This is a genomic window from Citrobacter sp. C5_2, from assembly GCF_014596845.2.
In the GTDB taxonomy this organism is placed as follows: Bacteria; Pseudomonadota; Gammaproteobacteria; order Enterobacterales; family Enterobacteriaceae; genus Citrobacter; species Citrobacter werkmanii.
Map to the genome: position 1 here is coordinate 138,575 of NZ_CP115032.1, position 21,265 is coordinate 159,839.

At 47.8% G+C, this 21,265-nt stretch carries 23 protein-coding genes; 11 read left to right on the top strand and 12 right to left on the bottom strand.

Annotated features, from left to right (window positions below):
- Positions 1-53 precede the first annotated feature (53 nt).
- Together rph and pyrE are read left to right on the top strand one after the other, a co-directional pair.
- Positions 54-770: a ribonuclease PH gene (rph, locus tag ICA20_RS00680; protein ID WP_038635379.1), complete on the top strand. Its 717-nt coding sequence runs from the start codon at positions 54-56 to the stop codon at positions 768-770.
- A 65-nt stretch (positions 771-835) separates the two neighbouring features.
- A complete protein-coding gene (gene pyrE / locus ICA20_RS00685) occupies positions 836-1,477 on the top strand; it encodes an orotate phosphoribosyltransferase (RefSeq protein ID WP_038635376.1) in 642 nt (213 codons plus the stop codon).
- A gap of 89 nt (positions 1,478-1,566) precedes the next feature.
- Here the strand turns inward: pyrE and slmA are convergent, their stop codons facing one another.
- The 3 genes from slmA to coaBC form a co-directional block, all read right to left on the bottom strand.
- On the bottom strand, positions 1,567-2,163 hold the full coding sequence (gene slmA, locus ICA20_RS00690; RefSeq protein ID WP_003024060.1) for a nucleoid occlusion factor SlmA: 597 nt from the start codon (positions 2,161-2,163) through the stop codon (positions 1,567-1,569).
- A gap of 116 nt (positions 2,164-2,279) precedes the next feature.
- Positions 2,280-2,738, bottom strand: coding sequence for a dUTP diphosphatase (dut, locus tag ICA20_RS00695; protein WP_038635373.1), 459 nt, complete (start codon positions 2,736-2,738; stop codon positions 2,280-2,282).
- Positions 2,716-3,936: a bifunctional phosphopantothenoylcysteine decarboxylase/phosphopantothenate--cysteine ligase CoaBC gene (gene coaBC / locus ICA20_RS00700; RefSeq protein WP_129694987.1), complete on the bottom strand. Its 1,221-nt coding sequence runs from the start codon at positions 3,934-3,936 to the stop codon at positions 2,716-2,718. Before coaBC ends, dut begins: the two co-directional genes overlap by 23 nt.
- 171 nt (positions 3,937-4,107) lie before the next feature.
- Between coaBC and radC the strand changes: the two genes are divergently transcribed.
- The 4 genes from radC to mutM all read left to right on the top strand — a co-directional run bounded on the left by radC (position 4,108) and on the right by mutM (position 6,324).
- The gene (gene radC, locus ICA20_RS00705; protein ID WP_038635368.1) at positions 4,108-4,773 is read left to right on the top strand and encodes a DNA repair protein RadC; all 666 of its coding nucleotides are present in this window, start codon (positions 4,108-4,110) and stop codon (positions 4,771-4,773) included.
- 218 nt (positions 4,774-4,991) lie between these two features.
- Positions 4,992-5,228 (top strand): 50S ribosomal protein L28, encoded by a 237-nt coding sequence (rpmB, locus tag ICA20_RS00710; protein ID WP_003024071.1) that lies wholly within the window; start codon positions 4,992-4,994, stop codon positions 5,226-5,228.
- A 20-nt stretch (positions 5,229-5,248) separates the two neighbouring features.
- Positions 5,249-5,416: a 50S ribosomal protein L33 gene (gene rpmG / locus ICA20_RS00715; protein WP_003024094.1), complete on the top strand. Its 168-nt coding sequence runs from the start codon at positions 5,249-5,251 to the stop codon at positions 5,414-5,416.
- Between the two features lie 98 nt (positions 5,417-5,514).
- The gene (mutM, locus tag ICA20_RS00720) at positions 5,515-6,324 is read left to right on the top strand and encodes a bifunctional DNA-formamidopyrimidine glycosylase/DNA-(apurinic or apyrimidinic site) lyase (RefSeq protein ID WP_038635364.1); all 810 of its coding nucleotides are present in this window, start codon (positions 5,515-5,517) and stop codon (positions 6,322-6,324) included.
- A 48-nt stretch (positions 6,325-6,372) separates the two neighbouring features.
- Here the strand turns inward: mutM and coaD are convergent, their stop codons facing one another.
- Together coaD and waaA are read right to left on the bottom strand one after the other, a co-directional pair.
- Complete coding sequence (gene coaD / locus ICA20_RS00725) at positions 6,373-6,852, bottom strand: pantetheine-phosphate adenylyltransferase (protein WP_003024099.1); 480 nt, start codon at positions 6,850-6,852, stop codon at positions 6,373-6,375.
- Positions 6,853-6,860: 8 nt separating this feature from the next.
- Positions 6,861-8,138 carry a lipid IV(A) 3-deoxy-D-manno-octulosonic acid transferase gene (waaA, locus tag ICA20_RS00730; RefSeq protein ID WP_069323706.1) on the bottom strand — a complete coding sequence of 426 codons (1,278 nt, stop codon included), beginning with the start codon at positions 8,136-8,138 and terminating at the stop codon, positions 6,861-6,863.
- 396 nt (positions 8,139-8,534) lie between these two features.
- On the opposite strand from waaA, the gene ICA20_RS00735 reads away from it, so the two are divergent.
- From ICA20_RS00735 to ICA20_RS00750, 4 genes are read left to right on the top strand one after another with little or no spacing between them, the layout of a single operon-like run.
- A complete protein-coding gene (locus ICA20_RS00735) occupies positions 8,535-9,659 on the top strand; it encodes a glycosyltransferase family 4 protein (RefSeq protein ID WP_069323707.1) in 1,125 nt (374 codons plus the stop codon).
- Positions 9,652-10,449 (top strand): lipopolysaccharide core heptose(I) kinase RfaP, encoded by a 798-nt coding sequence (rfaP, locus tag ICA20_RS00740; protein WP_038635354.1) that lies wholly within the window; start codon positions 9,652-9,654, stop codon positions 10,447-10,449. Before ICA20_RS00735 ends, rfaP begins: the two co-directional genes overlap by 8 nt.
- Before the next feature lie 30 nt (positions 10,450-10,479).
- The gene (locus ICA20_RS00745) at positions 10,480-11,499 is read left to right on the top strand and encodes a glycosyltransferase (protein ID WP_038635351.1); all 1,020 of its coding nucleotides are present in this window, start codon (positions 10,480-10,482) and stop codon (positions 11,497-11,499) included.
- 46 nt (positions 11,500-11,545) lie between these two features.
- The gene (locus ICA20_RS00750; RefSeq protein WP_038635348.1) at positions 11,546-12,556 is read left to right on the top strand and encodes a glycosyltransferase; all 1,011 of its coding nucleotides are present in this window, start codon (positions 11,546-11,548) and stop codon (positions 12,554-12,556) included.
- Between the two features lie 27 nt (positions 12,557-12,583).
- Here the strand turns inward: ICA20_RS00750 and ICA20_RS00755 are convergent, their stop codons facing one another.
- Genes ICA20_RS00755 through rfaD form a run of 7 tightly spaced genes read right to left on the bottom strand, consistent with a single transcriptional unit; the run spans position 12,584 to position 19,853 of the window.
- Complete coding sequence (locus ICA20_RS00755) at positions 12,584-13,528, bottom strand: glycosyltransferase (RefSeq protein WP_038635346.1); 945 nt, start codon at positions 13,526-13,528, stop codon at positions 12,584-12,586.
- Positions 13,529-14,584 (bottom strand): lipopolysaccharide core heptosyltransferase RfaQ, encoded by a 1,056-nt coding sequence (rfaQ, locus tag ICA20_RS00760; protein WP_038635343.1) that lies wholly within the window; start codon positions 14,582-14,584, stop codon positions 13,529-13,531. It lies immediately after the preceding gene.
- Position 14,585: 1 nt separating this feature from the next.
- Entirely contained in the window at positions 14,586-15,599 is a 1,014-nt protein-coding gene (locus tag ICA20_RS00765; protein WP_038635340.1) for a glycosyltransferase family 2 protein, read from the bottom strand.
- Positions 15,596-16,876, bottom strand: a complete 1,281-nt coding sequence (locus ICA20_RS00770; protein WP_129694900.1) for an O-antigen ligase family protein — start codon at positions 16,874-16,876, stop codon at positions 15,596-15,598. Before ICA20_RS00770 ends, ICA20_RS00765 begins: the two co-directional genes overlap by 4 nt.
- Before the next feature lie 16 nt (positions 16,877-16,892).
- Positions 16,893-17,861 carry a lipopolysaccharide heptosyltransferase RfaC gene (gene rfaC / locus ICA20_RS00775; RefSeq protein WP_038635338.1) on the bottom strand — a complete coding sequence of 323 codons (969 nt, stop codon included), beginning with the start codon at positions 17,859-17,861 and terminating at the stop codon, positions 16,893-16,895.
- Between the two features lie 3 nt (positions 17,862-17,864).
- Positions 17,865-18,911 (bottom strand): ADP-heptose--LPS heptosyltransferase RfaF, encoded by a 1,047-nt coding sequence (gene rfaF, locus ICA20_RS00780; protein ID WP_038635335.1) that lies wholly within the window; start codon positions 18,909-18,911, stop codon positions 17,865-17,867.
- Between the two features lie 9 nt (positions 18,912-18,920).
- Positions 18,921-19,853: an ADP-glyceromanno-heptose 6-epimerase gene (gene rfaD, locus ICA20_RS00785; RefSeq protein WP_003827312.1), complete on the bottom strand. Its 933-nt coding sequence runs from the start codon at positions 19,851-19,853 to the stop codon at positions 18,921-18,923.
- 214 nt (positions 19,854-20,067) lie between these two features.
- Here rfaD and kbl point away from each other — a divergent pair, with 214 nt between their 5' ends.
- Positions 20,068-21,264, top strand: a complete 1,197-nt coding sequence (gene kbl / locus ICA20_RS00790) for a glycine C-acetyltransferase (RefSeq protein WP_038635332.1) — start codon at positions 20,068-20,070, stop codon at positions 21,262-21,264.
- The last annotated feature ends 1 nt before the right edge of the window (position 21,265 follow it).

A 21,265-nucleotide genomic window follows, 5' to 3' on the forward strand; every position in this document is an offset into this window, starting at 1 on the left:
TCGGAAGTCCGTATAATGCGCAGCCACATTCGTTTCAAGCCGGAGATTTTATCATGCGTCCAGCAGGTCGTAGTGCCAATCAGGTGCGTCCCGTCACCCTGACCCGTAATTATACAAAACACGCTGAAGGCTCCGTGCTGGTCGAATTTGGTGATACTAAAGTACTGTGTACCGCTTCTATCGATGAAGGTGTCCCACGTTTTCTGAAAGGTCAGGGCCAGGGCTGGATCACCGCAGAATATGGCATGCTGCCACGCGCCACGCACACCCGTAACGCCCGTGAAGCGGCGAAAGGTAAGCAGGGCGGTCGTACCATGGAAATCCAGCGTTTGATCGCCCGCGCACTTCGCGCTGCTGTTGACCTGAAGACGCTCGGTGAATTCACTATTACGCTGGACTGTGATGTTATTCAGGCAGATGGCGGTACGCGTACTGCATCGATTACTGGCGCATGCGTTGCGTTGGCGGATGCGCTGAACAAACTGGTGGCGAGCGGTAAGCTGAAAACTAACCCGATGAAAGGGATGGTTGCCGCGGTTTCCGTGGGCATTGTCGACGGTGAAGCGCTCTGTGACCTCGAGTACGTTGAGGACTCCGCCGCAGAAACAGACATGAACGTAGTGATGACTGAAGATGGTCGCATTATTGAAGTGCAGGGCACGGCGGAAGGTGAGCCGTTCAGCCATGAAGAACTTCTCACCCTACTGGCATTGGCCCGAGGGGGAATCGAATCCATTGTAGCGACGCAGAAGGCGGCGTTAGAAAATTGATTTTAAAGGCGACTGAAGAGTCGCCTTTTTTTTGTCTGTAATAAAGTGAGATGAGGAGCGAATCCATGAAACCGTATCAGCGCCAGTTTATTGAGTTTGCGCTTAGCAAGCAGGTACTAAAGTTTGGCGAATTTACGCTGAAATCCGGGCGCAAAAGCCCCTATTTCTTCAACGCCGGGCTATTTAATACCGGGCGCGATCTGGCACTGCTAGGCCGTTTTTATGCCGAAGCGCTGGTGGATTCCGGCATCGAGTTCGATTTGCTGTTTGGCCCAGCCTACAAAGGTATTCCGATTGCGACCACCACTGCCGTTGCGCTGGCGGAACACCACGATAAAGATTTACCGTACTGCTTTAACCGTAAAGAGGCGAAGACCCATGGTGAAGGCGGTAATCTGGTAGGTAGCGCACTTGAGGGGCGTGTCATGCTGGTGGATGATGTTATCACCGCGGGAACAGCAATTCGTGAGTCGATGGAGATTATTCAGGCTAATGGCGCTACGCTTGCTGGGGTACTGATTTCTCTTGATCGTCAGGAACGCGGTCGTGGCGAGATTTCAGCGATTCAGGAAGTGGAACGTGATTATGGTTGCAAGGTAATTTCGATCATTACCCTGAAAGACCTGATTGCGTATCTGGAAGAGAAGCCTGAGATGGCAGAACATTTGACAGCAGTGCGGGCATACCGAGAAGAGTTTGGGGTTTAATCGTCGCTGCATTGCCCGGTGGCGTTAAGCTTATCGGGCCTACGGGTTGCACAGGCCGGATAAGACAAAGTCGCCATCCGGCAATTGTGTTACTGCAATTGAGCGGCAACCAGCGGCCAGCGGGTGTCAAAATCATCCGTTGGTCGATACTTAAATTCGCTACGTACAAACCGGGACAACATCCCTTCGCAGAAAGCCAGTAACTGGCTGGCCAGCAGCGTTTCATCCACCGTGTAACCTTCGCCTTCACGCATTCTTTTTTCGCGCAGAACCTGGCGTAACTGGGCCTCAATACGTTCGAAAAGCTGGTTAATGCGGCCTTGCAGACGATCCTGTTCAAACATGAGCGCATGCCCGGTCAGAATGCGCGTCAGACCGGGGTTACGTTCACCGAAGCCTAAAATCAGCAGAACGATCAGACGCAGACGTGCGCTGGTGTCCTTTTCATCTTTTAAGATCAGATTGATACGGGTAATCAGACTATCTTCGATAAACTCAATCAGACTATCGAACATGCGAGTCTTGCTGGGAAAATGGCGATACAACGCCGCTTCGGAAACGCCTACAGAGGCTGCCAGTTTCGCTGTCGTGATGCGTTGGCTTCCATCGCTGGACTCAAGCATCAGTGCCAGAGACTGAAGTATTTCTTCGCGACGATTCCTTTTCGCAGTTTGCTTTTCTACCATGTTACAAAATACCCCTGAAAATAAGCTCTTGCCAGGCAGGCATCCACACAGCGACCGCAAACGGCTGTTTGCGGTGTGTTATTGCGTTATTACGCTGTGGGATACTTTTCTGCGGGTTACTTGCGCCCGGAATGGCCGAAGCCACCTTCGCCACGATCGGTGGCTTCAAACTCTTGCACCAGATTAAATTCAGCCTGCACGACCGGTACAAATACCATCTGCGCGATACGTTCGCCCGGTTCAATCGTGAAGCTGTCCTGACCACGGTTCCAGATAGATACCATCAATTGTCCTTGATAGTCGGAATCAATCAGACCGACCAGGTTGCCCAGTACGATGCCGTGCTTATGGCCCAGCCCGGAACGTGGCAACATCACCGCCGCCAGAGAGGGATCGGCAATGTGGATGGCTAACCCGGTTGGCACCAGCGTAGTTGCACCCGGCGCCAGCTCTACGGCGTCATCAAGACAAGCACGCAGGTCAAGTCCGGCAGAGCCAGAAGTGGCGTACGTCGGGAGCGGAAATTGTTGCCCTACGCGCGGGTCCAGAATCTTAACGTCGATTTTTTTCATCATAACGGGTCACGATCTCGTCGAGTAATAATTGGCCCAGGAGTTCTTTACGCTCAAGCGGTAAGATTTTATCTCCGTCCTGCCAAAAAAGGTGTAATGCGTTGCTGTCGCTGTTAAACCCTTGATTTGATAGCGAAACGTCGTTAGCACAGATCACATCAAGGTTTTTGCGGATGCGTTTTTGCCGGGCATATTCTTCCACATTATTTGTTTCGGCGGCAAACCCAACGACAAAAGGACGATTAGCATCCAGTGCGGCAACACCGGCGATAATATCCGGGTTTTTGACCATTTTTACTGTTAATTCATCACCCTGCGTCGCCTGTTTTTTGATTTTTTCGGGGGCGACGGTCTCGGCGCGATAATCAGCGACTGCGGCGCAGCCGATAAAAATATGCTGTTGTTGCACCACAGATTGCACGGCGGCTTCCATCTCCAGTGCGGTCATCACATCAATGCGCTGCACAAATGGCGGTGTGGGTAACGAAACAGGTCCCGACACCAGCGTGACGTTTGCCCCGCGTTTTGCGGCAGCGGCTGCGATAGCAAATCCCATTTTTCCGGAGCTGTGATTGGAAATGTAACGCACGGGATCCAGCGGTTCGCGCGTCGGGCCCGCCGTAATCATGATATTGAGATGTTGCAGATCGTTGACAGGCGAGAAATGTTCTGCGGCCATATCGACAATCGTCAACGGATCCAGCATGCGTCCAGGACCGACATCGCCACATGCCTGGCTACCACTGTCAGGACCCCAAATGAGCAAACCTCGCGAGGCAAGAATGCTCAGATTGTGCTGGGTCGCGGCAGCGCGGTACATCTGCTGGTTCATGGCTGGCAGCACAGCAACAGGAGCAGGCGTTGCCAGACAAATCGTTGAAACCAGATCGTTAGCCATCCCCGCGGCGACGCGGGCAATCAGGTCTGCCGTAGCAGGCGCCAAAATAACCAGGTCGGCCCATTTCCCCAGCTCAATGTGGCCCATCGCGGCTTCGGCGGCGGGGTCAAGCAGGCTGTCGGAAACGGGATAACCCGAAACCGCTTGTAAGCTCAGGGGAGTAATAAACGCTTTTGCCGCTTCGGTCATCGCCACGCGGACGTCAGCGCCGCGTTCCCGTAAACGACGCACCAGTTCAGGGGTTTTGTACGCAGCAATGCCGCCACTGACGCCAAGTACGATTTTTTTACCGGCCAGGCTCATCATGATCTTTCCTGTTGGGTTTCACCAGAAGGCGGATATTTTATCACAATCCGCAATGAGTCGTGCTTTTGCCCGCGCTTCAGTTTGCGAGCCGCTACGAAGAAGTGATAACAGAGCGTCGATTCGCGACAAGCGTTATGCCACTATGCGGACGCGAAAGGAGGGGGAAGCATGGAAAATACAGGACGTATGATGCCCCGGGAAAAGCTGTTGGCGCAGGGGGCTGGTTCACTTAGCGATGTTGAGCTACTGGCGCTTTTTTTACGCACCGGGATTCTGGGTAAAGATGTGCTGACGTTGGCAAAAGAGTTGATCCAGCATTTTGGTTCGCTGTATGGCCTGTTATCAGCAGACTATATGGCGTTTAGCCACGTTCACGGTATTGGCCTGGCGAAGTATGCGCAGCTTAAAGGGATTGCCGAACTGGCAAGGCGCTACCATAACGTGCGAGTGATGGAAGAGCGCGCGTTACTTAGCCCGGAAATGGCGCGAGAATTTCTGCAAAGCCAGCTCGCGCAAGAGGAACGCGAGATCTTTCTGGTGATCTTTATGGATTCTCAACATCGTGTGATTAAACACAGCAAACTTTTTTCCGGCACGCTTAGCCATGTTGAGGTGCATCCACGAGAAATTGTGCGTGAAGCGATAAAAATGAATGCGTCAGCGGTGATCCTTGCCCATAATCACCCTTCGGGTTGTGCAGAGCCGAGTAAAGCAGATAAACTCATCACCGAGCGTGTTGTGAAATGCTGTCAGTTCATGGATATCCGGGTGCTTGATCATCTGGTCATTGGGCGCGGAGAGTACGTTTCTTTTGCGGAACGCGGTTGGATTTAACGCACTTTACGCGATCCATCGGGATCTTTGTCTGTTCGGGACTTGAGCATAACGCCGGGTCAGCGTATACTACGCCACCTTTGAGAATCTCGGGTTTGGCATTTGGGCCTGGCAATCGAGAGTTCACTTAGAACTACGCGATGACCGGGCTGTAAAGCCTGACGAGGCGCCGATACCCCATACGAAGCTCGAGCTAATTTGATTTTTGGAGAATAGACATGTCCCGAGTCTGCCAAGTTACTGGCAAGCGTCCGGTGACCGGTAACAACCGTTCCCACGCACTGAACGCGACTAAACGCCGTTTCCTGCCTAACCTGCACTCTCACCGTTTCTGGGTTGAGAGCGAAAAGCGTTTTGTCACCCTGCGTGTATCTGCTAAAGGTATGCGTGTTATTGATAAGAAAGGCATCGAAACAGTTCTGTCTGAACTGCGTGCCCGTGGCGAAAAGTACTAAGTACTAAGAGGAAATAAATCATGGCTAAAGGTATTCGTGAGAAAATCAAGCTGGTTTCTTCTGCTGGTACTGGTCACTTCTATACCACTACGAAGAACAAACGTACTAAGCCGGAAAAACTGGAACTGAAAAAATTCGATCCAGTTGTCCGTCAGCACGTTCTCTACAAAGAAGCGAAAATCAAGTAATTCTCGCTTTGATGTAATAAAAAACCTCGCTTCGGCGGGGTTTTTTGTTTTCTGGCCGTCCCCATATTAATGTGACCTGATACATCGCCGGAGATACTATGCCTGAATTACCTGAAGTCGAAACCAGCCGCCGTGGTATTGAGCCGCATCTGGTTGGGGCAACGATTATGCACGCGACTGTGCGTAACGGTCGTTTGCGTTGGCCGGTATCCGAGGAAATCTACCGGTTGAGTGATAAACCCGTTCTCAGCGTACAGCGGCGCGCGAAATACCTGTTGCTGGAACTGTCGGATGGTTGGATTATCATTCATCTGGGGATGTCGGGTAGTTTGCGTATCCTTCCTGAAGAGCTTCCGGCAGAAAAGCATGACCACGTCGACTTAGTGATGAGTAACGGCAAAGTTCTGCGCTATACCGATCCTCGCCGTTTTGGCGCCTGGCTGTGGACGACAGAGCTCGATGGGCATAATGTTCTCGCTCATCTTGGACCAGAGCCACTGAGCGACGATTTCAACGCCAGTTATCTGCAGCAGAAATGCGCGAAGAAGAAAACCGCGATTAAACCCTGGCTGATGGATAACAAGCTGGTGGTGGGGGTAGGTAATATCTATGCCAGCGAGTCGCTGTTTGCAGCGGGTATCCATCCTGACCGTCTGGCCTCATCTTTGTCGCAGGATGAGTGCGAACTACTGGTGCGCGTCATTAAGGCGGTTTTGCTGCGTTCGATCGAACAGGGTGGAACGACGCTGAAGGACTTCCTGCAAAGCGACGGTAAGCCGGGCTATTTTGCCCAGGAGCTGCAGGTCTATGGGAGAGAAGGCGAACCCTGTCGCGTATGCGGCGCGCCGATCATTGCGACAAAACACGCCCAGCGTACGACGTTCTACTGCCGTCGCTGTCAGAAATAACATTCGTTGCTGGCCGGATAAGCTGTATGTCTTATCCGGGCAGACGTATTACTTTAGTTTACTCATTAACGCCTGATGGACGTTTTCCGGCAGAAAGTGCGTCACATCTCCCTGGTGGCGGGCGACTTCTTTCACCAGTGACGATGAGATAAATGACCACTCTTTAGACGGCATCAGAAAGACGCTTTCCAGTTGCGGCATCAGGTGGCGGTTCATGTGGGCCAACTGCATTTCATACTCAAAATCTGCTACCGCGCGCAGGCCACGGATCAGAATGTTAGCCTGATTATCACGGGCAAAGTTTGCCATTAAGTCGCTGAATCCCAGAACTTCCACATTGCCGAGATGCGCCGTTGCCTGTTGCGCCAGCTCGACGCGCTCTTCAAGGGTAAACATCGGTTTTTTACTGGGACTTGCGGCAATCGCCAGGATCACGTGATCGAACATGCTGGTCGCACGGGTCACGATATCAAGATGGCCGTTAGTTATGGGATCAAAGGTTCCTGGATAAATCGCCCGTTTTTGCATGATTTGCCTCAATGCGTTTTGGGTGGCAGATAAGGTTCCAACAGCTGCAGCAGGCGCTGTAGCGCGCCCTGATTTTGATACAGGACTTCAACTGCATGACGGCCATAAAAATTACGATAATCGGCATCGGTCAGTAAAGAAGAGACCTCTTTCACCAGCGTGGTTGCGTCGGTGACGGTGATTAATCCGCTTGCCTGTTCGAGACGAGCACAAATATCTTTAAAATTAAAGGTATGTGGCCCCATCAGTACCGGAATGGCGTGTGCCGCGGCTTCCAGTGGGTTGTGCCCGCCACGTTCAACCAGTGAACCACCGACAAAAGCAAGGTCAGCAATGCCGTAAAGCAACATCAGCTCGCCCATGGTGTCGCCGATAACGACCTGAGTATCTGAGGATGGAACTTCGCCAGAAGAGCGTGTGGTATAGCTTAGCCCAGCCTGGCGTACGAGGTTAATGGCATCCGGGAATCGCTCAGGATGTCTGGGAACCAGGATCAGCAAAAGATTAGGAAACTGATTTAATAACGCCTGGTGGGCTGCAATGATAATGCTTTCTTCACCATCGTGCGTGCTGGTTGCAATCCACACCGGGCGATGAGGCGCCCATTGACGACGCAACGTAATCGCTTTGGCGGCCAACTGTGGCGTGACGGAAATATCAAACTTCAGGCTGCCGGTGACGGTGACCTGATTGCTCCTGGCGCCAAGCGTAATAAAACGCGCGCCATCTTCTTCGTTCTGTGCGGCAATCAACGTAATTCGACGCAGTAGCTTACCAACAAATTTGCCTAATTTTGCGTAGCCAGCGGCTGAACGCGCAGAAAGCCGTGCGTTGGCGATGACCAGAGGAATACCGCGCTTATGGAGTGCCGCGATCAGATTTGGCCACAGCTCGGTTTCCATGATTAACACCAGCTTGGGGTCAACTTTATTCAGGAAACGGTTCAAAGCATCCGGTAGATCGTATGGCAGATAAATGTGCTGAACGTCAGTACCAAACGCGGATTGTACGCGCTCAGAGCCGGTTGGCGTCATGGTGGTTACCGTGATCGGCAAGTCGGGATAACGATGTCGCAGAGCACGGACTAATGGAATAGCTGCCAGCGTTTCGCCCACAGAAACTGAGTGAAGCATGATGCCGCCTGGTTTTAGCGGACGGCGGTAAAAACCGTAGCGTTCACCCCAGCGTTTACGGTAGGCCGGAGCCTTACGTCCGCGCACCCAAAGCCGTATCCAGATCAAAGGCTGAATAAGGTAGAAAAGGGCGGTGTAAAGCAATTCGAGCATAATGGTAGCTAACTTATGAATGTGCTGGGGATTCTATGTATTTAACTATGGCTTTACCATCATTTTTATCCAGGTCGCAGCAAAACGATGGAATCGTCGCGGCACTGTTTTAATCGGCGGCATTTTTAAAAATGCCTATGAACGTACTGACGCGGCTTAACGTCTTGTGCGGCGCGTGTTTTAAGGTGAATGCGTTAATTTTATATCTTTTTGTTTTTAATGATTTATTTCTTTATTTTGTTCAAAAAATATTCGTTTCGGAATGCGTGATAATAAATGATATACTACTGCGCAATTTCAGGTAGCTAGCCGGCAGAAACGTTTCGAAAACATGGGCGGTAAACTTTGGATGTATCAGACCTGCTATGCCTGGCGACGCGATGCGGATATTAATGCATGAATATTGCTTTTTGTTTGTACAAGTATTTTCCCTATGGTGGGCTACAGCGTGATTTTCTGCGAGTAGCGCTCACGGTTGCTGCACGAGGTCATCATGTCCAGGTGTTTACCCAGTCATGGCAGGGCGAACGTCCGGAAGGACTCGAAATTATACTCGTACCCGTCACAGCCAGAACTAATCATGGGAAAAACGAGCAATATTATCAGTGGGTTCAGAATTATTTAAGTCAGCATCCCGTCGATCGTATCGTTGGTTTTAATAAAATGCCTGGGTTGGATGTGTATTACGCCGCCGACGTTTGCTATGCGGAAAAGGTCGCCCGCGAGAAGGGCTTCTTCTATAAGTTGACGCGTCGGTATCGGCACTACTCTGCATTTGAAAAAGCGACGTTTCAACAAGGTTCCGGTACCACGCTTTTGATGTTAACCGATAAGCAAATCGGTGATTTCAAACAGCATTATCATACCGAGAGCCAGCGTTTTCGTATTCTGCCGCCAGGTATCTACCCAGACAGAAAATACAGCCTGCAACCTGAAAACAGCAGGCAGATTGTCAGAGAAAAGAATGGTATTGCTCTCGATCAGTTCCTGCTTCTGCAGGTCGGATCAGATTTCAAGCGTAAAGGTGTGCCAAGAAGCTTACACGCGTTGGCTTCTTTACCTGAGACTATACGTCACCGTACTCAGTTGATGGTTGTTGGTCAGGATAAGGCCGATCGTTATCGTGCTCTGGCCCGCCAATTGGGTATTGAAAAGCATGTGCAATTCTTCTCGGGGCGAGATGATGTCGCTGAATTGATGTCCGCTGCTGATTTATTGCTTCACCCGGCAGTTCAGGAAGCCGCTGGTATTGTCTTGCTAGAAGCCGTAGTTGCCGGGCTGCCAGTATTAACTACTGAGGTATGCGGCTACGCAGGTTATATCACTGCCGCCCGATGCGGCGTGGTGATTCCTGAACCTTTTGCGCAGGAAAATTTGAATACAGCGCTTTTCGATGCGCTGCAAAATAATGAGCAGAGAAGTCGTTGGGCTGGAAATGCGCGACATTTTGCTGATACAGAAGATCTCTACAGTCTGGCAGATAAAGCTGCAGATATCATTTTAGGTCTCGAAAATGATTGAATTGAAAGAACCATTTGCCACGCAATGGCAAGGAAAAGACCCGTTCACGGAAGTCACTAAGCTGGATGGCGAGGTTTTTCGCGCTCTGGAAACTCGGCGTACCCTGCGTTTTGAGATGATGGGAAAAGGTTACTTTCTTAAATATCATCATGGGACCACGCTTAAAGAAGTGGTGAAAAACCTTATTTCTCTGCGCATGCCTGTGCTTGGCGCCGACCGGGAGTGGCTGGCGATTCATCGTTTGCAAGCACTGAATGTGGATACAATGACGGGGGTTGCTTTTGGACAGAAAGGGCTGAATCCGTTAGAGCGAACCTCATTTATTATCACCGAGGATCTTTCTCCTGCCATCAGTCTTGAAGATTTTTGCGCCAACTGGGGAGTTGAACGGCCCGATTTTGTATTAAAACGGACCATTATTACCCGCGTGGCGGAAATGGTGGGTAAAATGCATCGAGGTGGGGTAAATCATCGGGATTGTTATATTTGCCACTTCCTGCTCCAACAGCCGATGCCAGCAGATGTTGCGGATATCAAACTTTCTGTGATTGATCTACATCGTGCTCAAATACGCCAGCAGGTACCACGCCGCTGGCGGGATAAGGATTTGATCGGGCTCTATTTCTCCTCACTGGAAATTGGTCTAACGTCCAGAGATATCTACCGTTTTTTACGTGTCTATTTTTCGATGCCATTACGTGAAATCTTTCGTCAGGAAGTCAGGTTGTTTGAACAGGCTGTCACAAAAGCGCAAAAAATAAGACAAAGAACAATAAGAAAAGCGCTATAAATTACACATGAAGTTTGAGGCTATTTTATTATGAACATCGATTTCCAGAAGTTGATCATTCAAAAACATATCATCGACAGCTCTACGCATGACAAGAGTAAAAAACTAAGCGTTGCGTATGGTGTTGATCGTAATTTTTTGTTTGGATCAGGCATTTCTATGACCTCAGTATTAGTGAATAATCCTGATATTGATATCCATTTTTATATCGCCACTGACTATATTGATGACGACTATCTGGAAAGCATAAAACGACTGACACAAATGTACAGTACGACCGTGACTGTCCTTGTTTTCGATAATGCTGCATTTCGTGAACTGCCGAGCACGAAAGCCTGGACTTATGCAATGTACTATCGTTACTTTGCATTTGAATATTTAAGCACCGAATTAAGCTCGGTACTGTATCTGGATGCCGATGTCATTTGTAAAGGTTCTCTACGGGAACTTACTGAGATTAATTTCTGTGGGGAATATGCAGCTGTTATTAATGATGTTGATGAAGTGCGAATTAAATCCGGTACCAGACTCGGTATCCCTGAACTGAGTAATGGGTATTTTAATTCGGGTGTTGTATTTGCGAATCTCGAAGTATGGCGTGAGCAGCAGTTGTTAACTAAAGCATTTTCTATATTAGACAAACGCCAAAAAGAATTGCTTTATTTCGACCAGGACGTACTCAATATTTTGTTTGTCGGGAATGTTATTTTCCTGAGAAGAGACTTTAACTGCATTTATGGCGTTGATCAGGAGCTCAAAAATAAAAACGATAAGATTTATCAGGATTTCATTACCGATGATACGGTATTAATTCACTATGTGGGCGTCACTAAACCATGGCATTCATGGGCTAAATACCCGGTGGCTAAGTTTTTTATTGATGCATATCAGAAATCCGCATGGGCGGAAAAGTCTCTGTTAAACGCAAACACAGCCAAGTTGTATAAACGTAAGTCACGACATGAAAGAGTGCAGCGAAAATATATCCGTTCTGTGCTAAGTCATGTTATGTATATAAAAAATAAACTACATAATGCACGGTCGCACTAGTCTGTTGTGCAGATAATTTTCAGATAGCATAAAAAAGGTGTAGTACATGAATTTTGATTGTCATCAGTCTATCAAGGATACCATTGAGATCTTTGGTGCTCCAACAGATCATACCCCGCAGCTGAATATTGCATGGGGGGTTGATCAGAATTTTATGTTCGGGGCGGCAGTTTCGATGTCGTCCGTTTTACTACATAATCAAGATATCAGCATTCATTTTCACCTTTTTACTGATTATATTGATTCAGATTATCGACAACGGCTTGAAAAACTAGCAAAAAAATTTGCTACTAATATAACTGTCTATGTAATGAATGCTGAAGGACTAAAGGTCTTGCCATGTGGAAATGCCTGGTCTCATGCGACTTATTTTAGATTTATTGCATTTGAATATCTTAGTGAAAAAATCGATAGTTTGCTCTATATTGATGCCGATGTGGTATGTAAGGGTTCGTTGATTGATTTAACGAATATCAAATTTGAGCATCATGTTGCTGCCGTTATCCAGGATGTTGATGATAGTCGCTCATATGCCGCTACTCGTCTTAATGTTCCAGAGTTTAATGAGCAATATTTTAATGCTGGGGTTATTTTTGCTAATTTAAAGGAATGGAAGGAACAACAATTTTTCTCTAAAGCATTTTCTACTCTGTTAGATAAAACTAAGAAATTTGCGTTTCTTGACCAGGATGTTTTGAATATCATGTTTTTGGGGAAAACTATTTTCTTACCACGAATTTATGATGCAATATATGGTATTAAACAAGAGCTTAAGAGCAAAGATATTTCAAAATATAAAGAGTTTATAACGCCTGAAACCATTTTGATTCATTATATAGGCGTTACCAAGCCATGGAATTCATGGGCTAACTATCCTTCAGCACTGTATTTTGTTGAAGCGTGGAAGTCTTCTCCATGGGCTGATGTTCCTTTGTTACCAGCCAGAACACCAAAGCAATACAAAAAGAAATCACGGCATGAAAGGCTACAAGGAAAGTATTTCGCTTCAGTAATTAGCTATATCGGCTATTTACGTGCAAAGTTACAAAGTAAGTAAAAAAACTCCCGAAAGGGAGTTTTTTATTTAGCGTAGTTTTGTCTTGAGATATTTCAGATACCATTTGATAGAAGCGCAGTAATTTCCTCTTTTGGCTTCCTGACGTGAGTAAACCCGATAATCAGTAGGTCTCATTCGTGGAGCATAAGAGCGCATTTCTGTGTTCTGCCATGGTGTGAAATGATGGTAGAAAAGATACAGTTGCTGTGAAAGCCCAGTGTGTTCTTTATACCATGGCTTTCGTCCACCGGTGAAATGGATAATGCGTGGCAGGATATCTTTTCGATAGAAGAAACTCTCTTTTTGTTGGTCGTTAAACCAGTTAAACAAAAAATTCCATCGATTATCAATAAATTTGACGTTGCCATCCATTGCAATATTCAGAGCATCTTGATCAAAGTAAGGTAGAGTTTTCCCTTGTTCAAATAGCACAGTATTAGCTTTGTTTTCGATGTCGAATTTAATCCAATTTGCGATATTAATATACAAAAAACCAGCATTGAAGTAATGACCCGTACTGAGACCCAGGCGTTTGGCATTTTTTGTATCATGGATATCGAGCGAGTCGTGGCTGACTGCGCAAATGACGTTACTGATATCAATACTGTTAATATCATTGAGTTTATCGAAACACAGAGTGTCTGCATCTAAATAGATAAAGTACTCAACTTTATCTTTTAATAAGCGCGGAACGGCAAGGCGCATATAGGTTGAACGGTTCAGGTGTTTGATTGCAAAGTCATTGTTATATTTCTCAATCTCTTCTTTATCAATATTGATAACCTGAATTTTATCGCTGGTTGCGCGCAGTTTATTGATTTCGTCGTCTGAGACGTCATAGACAAAAACGAAAAATGACAAGTCTTGTCCAGGGTTGTTCATTATGACAGACATAATGGACACTGCTACATATTCCAGATAATTGGCATCTGTACAGTAAGCAATATTAATAACGTTTTTTTTGTTGTCCATCTATGCTTTCTCATTGCCTTTATTATCGCCACTATCATGAAGTACCCTATCGATAGCGTCAATCACGGCTTGCTCCGGTATCCATGTTAAATATTTTTTTGACCTGTCGAGTTCATCTCTGGGAGGCATGGGATGGTAATCGCCAGCCCAAATCAATACAGCATTATCTGACCATGGTCTCCATTGCTGATAATTGGTTGCCCCAAACAGGCAAACCTGTGGTGTTCCTAATGCTGCCGCCATATGCATAGGCGCAGAATCGACCCCGATGTAAAGAACCGCATGGTCGATCAACGCGGCCAATTGCAGGAAGGTTGTTTTGCCTGCCAGTGTCAGGTCAGGTGATGATTGACACTGTTCAGCAATACGCTGGACTTGCTGTTGTTCACTCAATGCTGGCCCACAGGTTAGGTAAACATGCAGGCCACGCTGATGCAGATAGTCAATCACATGGGCAAATTTATCATCATCCCAACATTTGAATTCTTGTCTGGCAGTAGGTTGAATAACGACATATTTTTGTGAAGGTAATGCCGGAAGTTGGGAAACCAAATAGTGGTAATCATCCCGGCGGTAGTGCAGTGACATCTCTTTTTTCAGATCAGTCTCGCTAAACCCAACACCTTTTAGAATGGAGAGATTTTGTTCAACTATGTGCGTACCGGTCAGCGGTGTAACCCGTGAAAAAAGCTTGTTCCATTGTTTCTTATCACGCTCAAATGCAATTGAGGGGCGACGTAATGAGGCAATAAGAGCGCCAATCGGCCACTGCTCGGTTAAATTAACGATCAGGTCGTAGTGGTTTTTTTTCAGCTGTTGGCGCACTGAAAGATAATTTTTTACTGTATCTAAAAGGCCTTTCTTTTTCTCAATGAGATAAAACTCATTAATACTTTCATTTGCTGCCAAAATTGATTTTGTATCTTTATAAAGAAGCAGATCGATTTTAGCATGAGGATAACGAGCCTGAATGCTGGCAATGACAGGTGTTGTTAATAGAACATCACCATAAAATTTGAGCTTGCAAATAAGAACACGGTCGACTTTATCAAACATGTTAAAATCCCTTTCGAAAAAATAAATTTTTGCATGCAGATAGTATCTTGTATCTTATTTCAGAAATTGAACGGTCGATATGCGGATATTTCATCTTAAGGATTATTTTGTTTTTAACGATTTTGGTATCGCAGCATGCAAGTGCATTCTGAATGTCATTTAACATACTTTCGTTATAACGATAGTAGCCTTTCTTTTTACGTAAAAGTTTGCGGCCTTCCAGAAAACAATTGATGATCATTAATGTGGCGACAGTACGTTTTTCGTTATTTTTATTCACATAGTTATACATTTTTCGCATAGCAAAGAAGATGCTGTCCGCATCGCTATCAATAATGTTTTCGGTAATGCTTTTTTCATTTACCCGATAGTAATATAATTTATTTTCTATCTTTAATATGTAATGACACTTAAAGTATTGAAAGGGACAAAAAATCATGTCTTCATATCGACGATGTTCTTCGAATCGATCGTTGCCAATAATGTCGCGATGAAAGATTTTTGTCATAAGATGCCATTGCCCGGCACGGAAAGTTGGCAACAGGGGAGCATAGTTATCATCAGCCAAAATAATTTCGTGTTCGGCTAAAGCATGCTTTGCACCAGGTTTGTTCTGATACAGATTTTTGATATCCCTGGTTAAGTTGAATTCCACGATATCATATTTTTCCTCCCTCAGTTTAGGGAGGAGAATAGTGAAATAATCCTTACAGACAATGTCATCGCTGTCGATAAAACCAATATACTTTCCCGTTGCATGGGCAAGCCCAACGTTACGGGTGATTGCAACACCTTGATTTTTTTGGTTTATATATTTAACGTTGTTGCAGTTATGCTCACGATAAAATGCCTTGATACGCTCTTCCGTTAAATCTGTTGAGCCATCATTCACAATTATTACCTCCACTTCATCAGTAATGCTCTGATGGATAGACGCCAACGTCGCTGTGATGAGTTCAGCATTGTTATAAGTGGGAATAATTATGCTCAGCAAATAACCTGAAGCGTTAATCATGGCATTGTTCTCTCGTCGGAATTCGAACTCAGCATTACTGCTACGCATAACGCCAGTACGCTGCTCAAGGCTTCACCTTTGGCATATAATAATAAATCACTCAGGCCATAGATAGCGATAGCGCCTGAAATGACAAACAACAGAGGACTACGTTGCCAGTAAGCTCTTAAAAACATAGCGGTATAGAGCAAGAGTAGCACAACAACTCCGGGGATGCCCTTTAGCGAAAAGGTATCAACGATTTCGTTATGCAGGTGAACGTTAAGGAACTCAAGCGCCCCTTGTAGCGAGGTATCTTGCACAGCAAGTTGCTGAATTTCTGCACCACGTTGTTCAAGTGATTGCCCCTCGAGATGTACTTTCCCTGACTCAATACCTGCTCGTTGCATTGCAAGCCGCGCGCCAATAGAGGTATTACTATTGTTCTGACTGTAGGAATGCAAATCGACCATCATGTTCTGGTAACGATTTTCAATAATTGATTTAAGCGGAATTGACGCTAACCCAACCAGTATCACGAAGCCCAATAACGCTTTGATCATCATGGCCCGGTTATGACGATAGTACATGAGAAACAGGCCGATACTCAGGATCGGGTATACCAAAATAGCCGCCCGAGTTTGCGTGGTAATGATCACCGCCAGCGATATCAAAAAATGTAACAGATACAGTGAAACGGTATGTTTTATACGCAGGTTGATGATGGCCTGAGATGCCAATAAGCCAATCAATGTTAGTGCATAAGCTGTACCAGTTTGGTGTTCAAATCCGAGTGCCAAACGATAGCTTAATAAATCAGGCTGATTCACAAGTTCATATCCCGCGAAAAGATACAAACCGATTGCCGTAAGAATCACCCAGATACTGGTGATGCGGGTTTTATTGGCACACGGAGCTCGTGATGTTAGCGCGGTCATCACCAGCGCGGCAAACAGCATCACTTTGCCACCGTTCTGATATGAGCGGTAGGCTCCGGTAAAGGCCGAGCCTGGTTGTTTAAATATTTCTACCCAAATAATCTGGAGCAAACCGAAGAGCAGCAACATAAAAGGCAAAACCAGATTCTTTTTCTCACTGCATACATACTTTAAGTTTTTACCTATAAGAGGCAGAGACAGAGCCGTGGAGAAAATAAATATCTTCAGCGCTTCATCTGGATTGACCAGCACCATCCCGAGAGTAGCAAGTATCCCAGCATAAAATAAGCAGTATACAAAATCGAATGGATTATTTTTTATACTATATATAAAGCGAGAAAACATGTGTTGGTGAAGCATGGTTCATCTCTTAAAGTTAAAGCAAATTATTATCAACCAGCGATGCGTTGACTAAACTAGCATTCAGATCCTGCAATTTTCCGGAATGACTCTGTTGTGTATATTGGTTTTTCCCATATCCCCCAATCAGTCCCGGATCAGTTGGGCCATACAGCGTAATATTTGGGCGATCCAATGCGGCGGTTAAATGGCTTAGGCCTGTATCAACCGATACTACAAATTTGGCCCCTGCGAGAACACGGGCGACCTCTTCCAGACTCATTCGTGGCAGGACATCAACGTAAGGGAACCCTTCCGCCAGTCGCCTGGCACGCGCTTCTTCATGCGCGGCTCCCCAGGGCAGTTTAATGCGTATGCCTGCATTGTTTAACAGGCCAATCAGCTCCCGCCAGTTGGCTTCCGGCCAGTGCTTATCATCACGGGTCGTGGCATGCAGAAACACCGCATATTGCCCTGCATCAGCATTTACTTCTGTCAAAAAATGCTGAGCGATAGCGTAATCACCCTGCGATTGCGGTTTGTTATATCCCAGACTTTTCGCAAACAATTCACGCGTACGTTCTACGGCATGCTGTTGTTTGGCAATATGATGCTTGCGATTATAAAACAGGCTCGCCAGCGGTTCACGGGCCGTGCTCCAGTCCATACCATGCTTGATCCCGTGAGCCAGACGAGTAACCAGCGCTGCGCTTTTTACCAACCCCTGCGCATCAATTATCGCGTCATATTGCAGTAAACGGACCGCATCGCGGAACGTTTTACGCTCAGCTTTAATCGGCGCTGAAAACCACGCTTTACGCCAGCGGCGGATCGCTACCGGAATCACGCGGTCAACGGCCGAATGCCAGGAGGGTATCTGAGCGAACCCTTCTTCCACCACCCAGTCAAAGTGAATATCCGGTATGGCCTGCTGCGCATCGGTTAATGCGGGCAACGTATGCAGCACATCGCCCATAGACGATGTTTTAACGATCAGAACCCGCATCCGTCAGGCTTCCTCTTGTAACAACAGGTCATTAAGTTCTTCCAGTACGCGCTGAGGAGTAATGTCGATCAGGCTCTGATGATAGCCTTCTGCTGCATCGCCTTTACGCACTTTGTGGTAGCCCGTAATCAGGCGGACGACTCGCGCTTTGTGCGACAACGGCGGGGTAAAGTCCGGACTACTTGGGCCATATAATGCTACCAGAGGTCGATTCAACGCGGCGGCAACGTGCATTAATCCAGAATCATTGGTGACAACCGCTTTGCAGGCGGCGAGAAGAATGACCGCCTGCTCCAACTGTGTCTCACCCGCCAGATTGCGGCACCAGGCCTGCTGTTCAAGGCTCAGCGTAGCGAGGATCTCATTTCCGGCTTCGTGGTCTTTTGCAGAGCCAAACAACACAATCTGATGGCCTTCATCGATTAATTGTTTCGCCAGTTCCGCATAGTGGTAATGCGGCCAGCGTTTCGCCGGACCAAATTCCGCACCAGGGCAAAAACCGATGATGGGGCGTTCGGCAGAAAGAGAGAACTGACTACAGGTCAGGGATTTTTCACCTTCGCTGACCTGCAACTGCGGCCATAGCAGAGGCTGCGGCAAATCTTTGGCCGTCAGCATCACGCCTTTATCATAGGCCAGAGCCACATAGCGCTCGACCATCAACGGCCATGCTTCTTTATCCAGCACGCGCGCATCGTTTAGCAGGCCGTAGCGCATCTCGCCACGCCAGCCGGTACGATGGGGGATGCCAGCAAAAAACGGCACCAAAGCGGATTTAAAAGAATTCGGCAGCACCCAGGCGCGATCATAGCGTCTTTCACGCAGGCTATGACCGAGCTTACGGCGCTCGCCGATCTCCAGCGCGCCGTGTCCCAGCGGCATGGCGATGGCTTCGTTGACTTCAGGCATACGCGACAGCAGCGGACGGCACCACGCCGGTGCCATCACGTCGATTATCGCCTGGGGATAGCGCGCCTTGAGCGTGCGATAGAGACTTTGCGACATCATCATGTCGCCCACCCATGACGGGCCGATCACCAGTATTTTCATGCTAACTTCTTACGCGTCGCGGTTCAGCCAGGCCATATATTCCGTTACGCCTTCGGCAACGGTCTTAAACGGCTTGTCATAGCCCGCTGCGCGCAGGTTAGTCAGATCTGCCTGAGTAAATGCCTGGTAGCGGCCTTTCAGTTTTTCCGGGAATGGAATGTACTCAATGCTGCCTTTTTTATGGTACGCCAGCGTTGCATCGGCAACGGCCTGGAAAGATTCCGCGCGACCGGTGCCGAGGTTAAAGATGCCGGATACCCCGTTTTCGAGGAACCACAGATTTACCGCCGCCACATCGCCAACATAAACGAAATCACGTTTGAAGTTTTCACTGCCTTCGAACAGTTTTGGTGTTTCGCCATTGTTAAGCTGGGTATTGAGGTGGAAAGCGACGCTTGCCATGCTGCCTTTGTGGCCTTCGCGCGGTCCGTAGACGTTGAAATAGCGGAAGCCAACAATCTGAGAGTTGGCTTCTGGCAGGATCTGACGCACGTATTCGTCGAACAGGAATTTTGAGTAGCCATAGACGTTCAGCGGTTTCTCATATTCACGGGATTCGATGAAATCAGACGTACGACCGCCGTAAGTCGCGGCGGAAGAGGCGTACAGGAACGGAATTTCGCGCTCCAGGCAGTAGTGCAGCAGCTCTTTGGAGTATTGATAATTGTTATCCATCATATACTTGCCATCCCACTCGGTGGTGGAAGAGCATGCGCCTTCGTGGAAAATCGCTTCGATATCGCCGAAATCTTCGCCAGCCATAATCTGGATCAGGAAGTCTTCCTTATCCATGTAGTCAGCAATATTCAGGTCCACCAGGTTAACAAATTTAGTGCCGTCTTTCAGGTTGTCCACCACCAGAATATCGGTGATGCCTTTATCATTCAGGGACTTAACGATGTTGCTGCCGATAAAGCCCGCGCCGCCGGTAACGATGATCATAAATGTAACCTTCGAATTATGGAGTCAGAGACAATCTCAGACACGAATACTTCTATCATATCACTACATGGTCCAGGCTTCAGCCATTCACCGATAAGCTGTGCGGGTACGCGTGATTTATGCTTCATTTTGAAGAAGTGATGATGCGTCATCTCGTATCAATGTATAGCTTTGGGTAATATGTGCTGAAATTTGCCCAGTCTGGAGAATTGAAATGCGTGGGGATTTTTACAAACAGTTAACCAACGATCTCGAAACCGCACGTGCGGAAGGATTGTTTAAAGAAGAGCGCATTATTACATCTGCCCAGCAGGCGGATATCACCGTGGCAGATGGAAGCCACGTTATTAACTTTTGTGCGAACAACTATCTGGGACTGGCTAACCACCCGGAACTGATTGCCGCGGCAAAAGCGGGTATGGATTCTCACGGGTTTGGTATGGCTTCGGTACGCTTTATTTGCGGTACCCAGGACAGCCATAAGCAACTGGAGCAAAAACTGGCGGCTTTCCTTGGTATGGAAGATGCCATCCTTTACTCTTCCTGCTTTGACGCCAACGGCGGCCTGTTTGAAACGCTGTTGGGCGCAGAAGACGCGATCATCTCCGATGCCCTGAACCATGCTTCAATCATTGATGGCGTTCGTCTGTGTAAAGCGAAGCGTTTCCGTTACGCCAACAACGACATGGTCGAGCTGGAAGCGCGTCTGAAAGAGGCGCGCGAAGCGGGGGCTCGTCATATCCTGATTGCCACCGATGGCGTGTTCTCTATGGATGGCGTGATTGCGAACCTGAAAGGCGTCTGCGATCTGGCGGACAAGTACGATGCGCTGGTCATGGTTGATGACTCCCATGCGGTCGGCTTTGTCGGCGAAAATGGTCGTGGCTCTCATGAATACTGTGACGTGATGGGCCGTGTGGACATCATTACCGGTACGCTGGGTAAAGCGCTCGGCGGCGCATCCGGTGGTTACACCGCGGCCCGTAAAGAGGTCGTTGAGTGGCTGCGTCAGCGTTCCCGCCCTTATCTGTTCTCCAACTCACTGGCTCCGGCGATTGTGGCTGCTTCCATTAAAGTGCTGGAAATGGTCGAGCAAGATAGCGAACTACGCGATCGCCTGTGGGCGAACGCGCGCCAGTTCCGCGAGCAAATGTCTGCCGCAGGCTTTACCTTAGCCGGTGCGGACCACGCGATTATCCCGGTTATGCTGGGTGATGCGGTGGTGGCGCAGGAGTTTGCCCGTGAGCTGCAAAAAGAGGGGATTTACGTTACTGGATTCTTCTATCCAGTGGTTCCAAAAGGCCAGGCGCGTATCCGTACTCAGATGTCTGCAGCGCATACCCCTGAGCAGATTACGCGTGCTGTTGAGGCGTTCACACGCATTGGTAAACAACTGGGCGTTATTGCCTGAG